The following is a 7,621-nucleotide window of genomic DNA, read 5'->3' as shown; positions in this document are numbered from 1 at the left end:
TTCCAGGAGGGCGCGGTAGGCGGGGCAGCCGGCGAGGAGTTCGGTGTGGGTGCCGTCTCCCGCGAGGCGGCCCTGGTCGAGGACGAGGATGCGGTCGGCGTCCTGCACGAGGTGGAGTTGGTGGGTGATGAGCAGCACGGCGCGCCGCCGCGCCTGGGCGCGCAGGCTCGCCATCAGGGCGGTGCGGGTGGCGGGGTCGACCGCGGAGAGCGTCTCGTCCAGGACGAGCAGCCAGGGTTCGCGCAGCAGCGCCCTCGCCAGGGCGATGCGCTGGCGTTGCCCGCCCGACAGGTCGGTGTCGTCGCCCAGGACGGTGTCGTAGCCGTGCGGGAGGCCGAGGATGACGTCGTGGACGGCCGCCTGCCGGGCGGCGTCGACGATCCGTTCGTCGGGGACGGGGCGCCCGCCGGTGAGGTTGTCGCGGACCCCGGCCCGGCGCAACCGGGTGTCCTGGAACACGAACCCGATGCGCTCGTACAGCGCGGCCTCCGGCAGGTCGCGCAGGTCGGTGCCGCCGAGGAGGACGTGGCCGGCGGCGGGGTCGGTGAAGCGGGCGAGCAGGGCGGCGATGGTGCTCTTGCCGCTGCCGGAGGCGCCGACGAGCGCGACCAGCCCGCGGTCCGGGAGCGCGAAGGTGACGTCGTGCAGGACGTCCCGGTCGTCGTATCGGTGGCCGACGTGGTCGAGGCGGACGGCACCGCGTGCGGGAGTGACCGTGCCCCAGGACAGCCGGGGCTGATCGAGAAGCTCGCGGATGGATCGCAGCGCGGACAGCCCGGTGCGCAGCGCCTGCAGCCGGGGCCCGGCCACGGCGACGGGTGCGCTGATCGCCGGGCCGAGCAGGACGCCGGCGACGAGGCCCGCCGGGCTCACCCACCCCAGCGTGAGACCGATCCCGCCGGCCAGGGCCAGGAAGGCGGCGGTGACGCCCGGCGCGGCGACGAGCCAGGAGGCGGTCGTGGCGGCGGAGGTGCGGCCCGACCAGGCGCGGAAGAAGTCGTGGAAGTCGTGGACGGCGGCCGTGTAGCGGGCACGGGCGCCGCCGGTGCCGCCGTAGACCTTCGCGGTGGGCAGGCCGCGCACGTAGTCGACGATCGTGGAGTTGATGCGCTGCTGCGCGGTCGCGTACTCGGCGAAGTTCGCACCGGAGCCGCGCATGGCGCGGCCGTACCACCAGATCCCGAGCGCGAGCGGGACCAGGCTGCACAGTGCGAGCCGCCAGTCGGCCAGGGCGAGCGCGACGAGCCCGGCCAGCGGGGTGACCACCAGCGCGGTCACGTCGAGCAGGGTGTGGGCGACGAGGTAGTGCGCGGCCGCGGTGTCGTCGTGCACCACCTTCTTGATCCTTCCGCTTCCGAGGCCGGTGACGGCCGGCACGGGGATATGGCGGATGGTGTCGGACAGCCGCCGCTGCAGGATCCACGTGAGGTTCGCGTCGGCGCGGTGCGCGACCCACGTCGCGGCGGCGGTGGCGAGGGCGGCGCCGAGCGTGCCGAGCACCGCCACGGCGACGAGGGTCGTGCCGGGAAGGCGGCCGCCGGCGATGAAGGCACTGGTGAAGGCGATGAGGACCAGCAGCGGCAGGAGCGCGAGCAGGCTGCCGATCGCCTGCAGGGCCGCCGCCGTCGCGAGGGGGCCGCGGACGGGGCGCAGCAGATCGAGGGTCGTCATTCGAGGCGTCCTCCGGACAGGGTGAGGACGCGGTCGGCGCGGGCGGCGACTTCGTCCTGGTGGGTGATCAGCAGTACCGCCGACCCGGTGGCCCGGCGCCAGGCGTCCAGCACATCGAGCACGAGGCGGACGGTGGTGTGGTCGAGCGAAGCGAGGGTCTCGTCGCAGACGACCGCGGACGGGACGGCGGCGAGCGCGCGAGCGAGCACGACCCGGTGGCGTTGCCCGCCGCTGAGACGGTCCGGGGTGCGGTCGAGCACGTCCGCGGCGAGCCCGAGGCCGTCGAGCAGCGGTTCCGGTCCCGGGCCCGGCGGGATGCCGCGGCGATGCGCTGCGGCGGAGGCGCGGGCGAGCGTGCGCCGGACGATCTCGTGCGGGTTGAGCGCGGCGCGGGCGTCCTGCCCGACGTAGGCGAGGAACGGGCCGCCTGTGCGCGCCCGGACGGCTCCGTCCCAGTGGACCGGAGCGCCGTCCATGCGCAGGCGCCCGGCGTCGGGCGGCGCGAGGCCGCACAGGGCGCGGGCGAGGGAGGTCTTGCCGCTGCCCGAAACCCCCCGCACGGCGACCATTTCCCCGGCCGCGAGATGCAGGGACGCGTCGCGCAGCAGGGGAACGCCACCGCGACGGATCGTCAGCCCTTCCGCCGACAGCGCCCGCTCCCCGGCGCCGACGGGTCCGTTCGGGCGGCGGTGGCGGGACGGGTCCGGAACCGTCGACGCCGGGGCGGGCGCGTGCCGGAGCCGGCCCGCGGCGAGTTCGAGCACGCGGTGGGCCGCGCGGTCGACGAGGGCGCGGTCATGGCTGACGAGCAGCACGGCCGGTTCCCAGGGCAGGCGGGTGAAGGCGTCGCTCACCCGCCGGGCGGCGTCGGGATCCAGCCCGCCGGTGGGCTCGTCGAGGATCACCAGACGAGGCCGGGTGACGAAGGTCCAGGCCAGCAGGGCACGCTGGGCCTGCCCGCCGGAGAGCCGGGCGGGGTGGCGGCGCAGCAGTGCGGTGTCCAGGGCCGCGGCTTCGGCGGCGGCGCGCACACGGTCGTCGCGGTCGCGCCGGGCCTCGCCCGGGTGGGCGATGCGCGCCGCGGTGCGCAACTGGGCCAGGACCATGCGCCGCGGATCCAGCGCGCTCGCCGGGTCCTGCGGCAGGTACCCGGTGGTTCTGCCCCGCAGCGCGGCACGTCCCTCCCCTGTGAACGGGTCGTGCCCGGTCACCTCGATCCGCCCTGCGGTGCGCCGCAGACCGTGGGCGACGTGGCCGAGGAGGGCATGGGCGAGCGTCGTCTTGCCGGCCCCGGACTCGCCGACGATCGCGGTCACCTCTCCTCGGTGCAGGTCGAGGTCGACCGTGTCGAGGACGGCACCGCGGGCCGTGGCGATCGTGAGGCCGGACACGGTCGCCGTCATGCCGGCCGTCCCGCCGGTTCGAGCCCGCCGAGCCGGGCCGCGACGATACCGGCGACGTCCCGGCCCGACACCAGCGACGTGCCGAGATCGCCGTGGAGCATCCCCGCGACCCACTCCCCGTAGCGCTCAGCGGGGGGCCGGTCCAGCCCGAGCGCGCCCCGGACCGCCTCCCGTTCGGCATCCGTCGCGTCCGGCCCGGCCACGACTCCTACCGCGTCGCCGGGAAGTACCTCCGTCGCCCAGAACACGACGACGGACAGGACGGCGAGGGTCCCCACGCAGGTTGCGGCCCGCACCGCGATCCAACCGGCCGGCCTCATGTCCGGCCGGTGACGGTCACCTGCGACAGGTCGGGGAACTGCAGCTCCCGCACCCCGGAGACCCCGTCGCGGGCGGCACTGACGGCCGGTACGAACACCGCCCCGATCTGACCGCCCTCATCCCACAGCAGCCGCTGCGCCCGATGCGATGCGGCCAGCCTCTTCTCGGCCGTGGACGCGCTGCGCGCGGTCTTCACCAGCGCGTCGACCTCCGGGAAGGCGCCGGGCACGTGGTTCGGCTCGAACGTCGCGGGCGGATTGAACCCGGCCCCGAACGGCAGCTTCAGGTAGGCCGGGTGGTCGGCGAACAGCTGCCCCGCGGGCAGTTGGCGCAGCGTCGCCTCCACGCCGACCGCCTTCAGATCCTCGACGACCAGCGTCGCCGCCTCGACCATGCCGGGCAGTTCCGGTCCCGCCGTGAGCTCCACGCTCACCCCGTCGGCGCCCGCGTCGGCGAGCAGCCGCCGAGCCCGCTCCGGATCATGGGGACGCTGCTCGAGCGCCTTGTCGTAACTCGGAAACCCGAGCGCGGGCAGGTCGTTGCCCACGAACGCGCAACCGTAGTAGACGTTGTCCACGATCCGCTTCCGGTCGACGGCGAGCCTGAACGCCTCCCGGACCCGCGGGTCGTCGAACGGCTCCGCCTCGGTGTTCATCGTGAAATGCAGGTACGAGGCGTACGGCGGCTCGCTCGTCGTCACCGCGATCCCGTCGGCCTTGTCGAGCGCCTGCGCCTGCGCGGGAGCGATGCCGCCGGCGAAGTCGGCCTGCCCCTGCCGCAGCGCATTCGCTCTCGCCGTCCCGTCGGGGATGGAGAGCAACTCGATCGACTCCAGGGACGGCGCGGTGCCGTAGTAGTCGGGATTGCGCTTCAGCAGCGTGGTCCGGCCCGGCTCGAACGCGGCGATCGTGAACGGCCCTGACGACGGAGTCTCCGGCGCGAACTCCTTCGTGCCGTCCTTGATCGCGAGCATGCTCTGGCAGATCAGCTACCGGCCGTCGGCGATCGGCGACCGCGCCGGGAGCACCACGGTCGACGCGTCCGGCGCCGACGCCGCGTCCAGATCGAAACCGCGCGCCGCCAGCAGCGTGAACGGAAGGCCGTCCAGCTCGACCGGGGCCCGCAGCGAGTACAGCACGTCCTTGCTCGTCAGCGCGGATCCATCGGTGAACCGCACCCCGTCGCGCACGCGCAATGTGTACTCGGACAGGTCGTCGGAGACCTCGATCGACTCCACCACGCCGTAGGCGACACCCTCCGGCGACGCCGGATCGAGTTCGCACAGCGGTGCGTGCACCAGTTTCGCCCGCACGTAGTCCAATGCCGTCGGGCCCCGGAAGTAGTTCAGCGTCTCGGACGTGCCGCCTGAGAACGCGGCCCGCAGCCGCGAACCGTCCCCCTGCGACCCGTTGGAAGCCGTGCACCCCGTCACCAGCACGGCCGCGGCCAGGCCCGCGGCCAGGCCCCCCACCCTGCGTCCTGTCGTGGACAACATCCAGCACCATCACTTTCCATCGCCGGAGCACACCGGCACAACACGGACGTTTACTATGTATACCACGAGATCGATAACCATTATCACAGGCAGGGCAGTCGATATGATCAACGGGTGACGCCCCCGACGACGCTGAACCGCGACGGCATCATCGAGGCCGCCCTCGGCCTCACCCGCGCCGAGGGCCTCGACGCGGTCACCATGCGCGCCGTCGCCGCCCGCTTCGACGTCACGCCGATGGCCCTCTACCGGCACATCGCCGATCGCGAGGAGCTCACCCGCCTCGTCGCCGACCGCGTCGGAAGCCTCGTGCGCCCGGCGAACGGGCCCGACGACCCGTGGGACGAACGCGCCCGCGCGTGGGCCCGCGCCCAGCGAGCGGTCCTGCGCCGGCACCGCGGGCTGGCCGCATGGCTACTGGACAACGGCCCCGCGGGACCCGAGGCGTACCGGCTCCTCGATCTACTCGCCTCGGCCGTGGCGGGCGCCGGCCTCGACGACACCGGAACCGCGCGCGGCACCGCGCTCATCATGAGCTGGACGTTCTCCCGCATCGCCGTCGAGGACAACGCCGACCGGCGACGACGGGCCCGCCGCCCAAGCCGTTCGCAAGCGTTCGTCGACGGCCTGGCCGGGACCGATCCGCTCCGTCACCCCACGGCCGCGCGGATCGGCGCGGAGTTCTTCACCCTTCCCAAGGAAGAGATCTTCGAGGCCGGCCTCGACGCGATCATCGCCGGGATCAAGAGCACCTGAGCACCCGCGGTTCAGCCGCCGACAGCAGGGATAGCCGCAAGTCGCCCCCGACGCCATAGGAACGGACCGTCCGAATCTCTGCGCACCCCGGTGGGCGCCGCCCCATCGGGAACCACCAGACGGCCATTTGCGGTAGCGCGCTGCGGGGGCAGGCGACAGCGCCGTCCGTCGCTCGAACGCGACCGGCCCGGATCGCCGGACGTGAGATTGATAACGGTTGTCATTGTTGATCGTCCCGGGACGGTACTCCTCGTGGGCAGACGCTGCCCGCCGCCCGGCTCTGCGCCGGGGAGACGAGACAAACAAGAGAGGCTTGTCATGCCCAAGGTGCAATTGCCTGGGAACAGCACGCTGCGGGGGGTCGCCATCGGCCTGCTGGGGCTGCTGTTCTGTGTCGCGGGGGACGCGTTCTCCGCGCTGGGGGCCGAAGACGAGAAGCAGTTCCCCTTCGCTTCGGGCGCGCTCGGCGCGATCTTCGGTGGACCGTTCCTCGCGGGATACGCCGCGTTCAGATTCGGGCTGGAGGTGCGGTCGTCCCGCACCGGCGGCGCGGCCGCCGGAGTGTTCCGGCGGGAGCGCGCCTCGGCCCGGTCGGCCCGGTGGCCGATCGGGTGCGTGGCGGTGGCGAACGTGTTCTACCTGCCGCTGCTGGTCGCCGCCACGCAGCGGGTGGACAGCTTCGCCACGGTGATCGCGATCGCGTTCTGCGGCCCGCTGCTGGTGGCGGTGTGGGGCGCGATGCGCGAGTCCCGCTACGCCGCGGTGCTCTGGCCGGTACTCGCCGGCGCGGGCCTGTGGATCATGTCGCTGCAGGAGGAGGCGCACACCGACTGGCTCGGTTACGCCTTCGCCGCCGCGGCCGCGGCGTGCTTCGCCGTCAACATCAGCGCGATGGAGAAACTGGAGGAGCGGGGCGCCGAGACGGTCGGCCTGGCACTGGCCGGCCTGCTGACCATCCCGGGCGCGGCCGGCTGGCTGGTGTTCTCGGGAGGCCTGGAGTGGTTCCAGCCCCGCATCATCGCCCTGGCCGTGCTCACCGGCCTGGTCACGGTGGCCGTGGCTCCGGTGCTGGAGGCACGGGCCATCGGCTACCTCGGCAAGGAGAAGTTCGGTGTGCTGGCCGCCGGTGAGCCGATCATGGGCCTGCCGGTCGGACTGCTCCTGCTGGGAGAGGTCCCCGGCTGGTTCGTGGCCACCGGCGTGGTCATCCTCGCGGTGGCCATCGCGGCCAACACCGCCGAACTGGACCGGCCGCTGGTCCGGCGGCTGGTCCGGCGCCTGCGCACCACGCGGTCCGGCGGGCTGCCGCACGAACGACACCTGACCGCCGAGGCCGCGATCCGATCGCGCTCGGCGGACACGGGGGCCCGGCGGCCGGAGGCACCGGCCCCCGGCACGGCAGACGCCCACTGCTGGAGGTGGCGGCCGTCCTGTGGCCGCTGGCCCAGCGCGGCAACACCGAAGCCGCCGCCCTGCTCACCTCGGTGCTGCAACCGGTGGCGGACCGTATCCAGATCACGTCACCGTGATCCCCACATAACCGCGGCGGGGAGGCACATGCCTCCCCGCCGTCCCCATGCCGCGCCCACCAGCGCTGGGCCGTTTGGGCGGCAGAACCAGGCCACCATCCTCGTCAGGTCAGCTACTGGCCGATGCGCCCATCCCCTCAGTGCTCGTCCCAATGGCCGGCGTGGGCCGCGTGGCGGTGTCCGTCGTGGAGATAGTCGATGTGGTCGTCATGCGGGACCCCGACATGACCGCAGTCGGAGCCGTGCTGATGCTCGTGGCCCTCATGCGCGACATGTTCGCCGTTGACGCACTCGTCCACATGATCCTCGTGCAGGCGATGGATGTGACCGTCGTGCACGTAATCGACGTGGTCGCTATGCCGAAAGGACACATGCCCGCATCCCTCACCGTGAACGTGCGAGTGACCGGCGTGAGGACGGTGCTCGATGGTTGACATTGCGCACTC

The 7,621-nt window shown here is 73.2% G+C and carries 6 protein-coding genes and 1 pseudogene; 3 read left to right on the top strand and 4 right to left on the bottom strand.

Going from position 1 to position 7,621, the window contains the following annotated elements; all coding sequences use genetic code 11:
• From E1281_RS09945 to E1281_RS09930, 4 genes and pseudogenes are all read right to left on the bottom strand, one after another.
• Positions 1-1,671, bottom strand: a 1,671-nt coding sequence (locus tag E1281_RS09945; protein WP_131876988.1) for an ABC transporter ATP-binding protein, incomplete at its 3' end; no start/stop codon positions are given.
• A complete protein-coding gene (locus E1281_RS09940) occupies positions 1,668-3,074 on the bottom strand; it encodes an ATP-binding cassette domain-containing protein (RefSeq protein WP_131876987.1) in 1,407 nt (468 codons plus the stop codon). The genes E1281_RS09945 and E1281_RS09940, both read right to left, overlap by 4 nt.
• Positions 3,071-3,394: a hypothetical protein gene (locus E1281_RS09935; protein ID WP_131876986.1), complete on the bottom strand. Its 324-nt coding sequence runs from the start codon at positions 3,392-3,394 to the stop codon at positions 3,071-3,073. The genes E1281_RS09940 and E1281_RS09935 overlap by 4 nt, the downstream gene beginning before the upstream one ends.
• Positions 3,391-4,632, bottom strand: a pseudogene (locus E1281_RS09930) (ABC transporter substrate-binding protein). Before E1281_RS09930 ends, E1281_RS09935 begins: the two are co-directional and overlap by 4 nt.
• A gap of 372 nt (positions 4,633-5,004) precedes the next feature.
• On the opposite strand from E1281_RS09930, the gene E1281_RS09925 reads away from it, so the two are divergent.
• The 3 genes from E1281_RS09925 to E1281_RS40130 all read left to right on the top strand — a co-directional run bounded on the left by E1281_RS09925 (position 5,005) and on the right by E1281_RS40130 (position 7,609).
• Positions 5,005-5,646: a TetR/AcrR family transcriptional regulator gene (locus tag E1281_RS09925; RefSeq protein WP_131876985.1), complete on the top strand. Its 642-nt coding sequence runs from the start codon at positions 5,005-5,007 to the stop codon at positions 5,644-5,646.
• Positions 5,647-5,979: 333 nt separating this feature from the next.
• Positions 5,980-7,461 (top strand): EamA family transporter, encoded by a 1,482-nt coding sequence (locus tag E1281_RS09920; protein WP_207943200.1) that lies wholly within the window; start codon positions 5,980-5,982, stop codon positions 7,459-7,461.
• Entirely contained in the window at positions 7,439-7,609 is a 171-nt protein-coding gene (locus tag E1281_RS40130; RefSeq protein ID WP_165958856.1) for a hypothetical protein, read from the top strand. Before E1281_RS09920 ends, E1281_RS40130 begins: the two co-directional genes overlap by 23 nt.
• The last annotated feature ends 12 nt before the right edge of the window (positions 7,610-7,621 follow it).

It is taken from the genome of Actinomadura sp. KC345 (assembly GCF_004348515.1).
Classification (GTDB): Bacteria; Actinomycetota; Actinomycetes; order Streptosporangiales; family Streptosporangiaceae; genus Spirillospora.
This window is presented reverse-complemented; position numbering and strand designations above follow the sequence as displayed.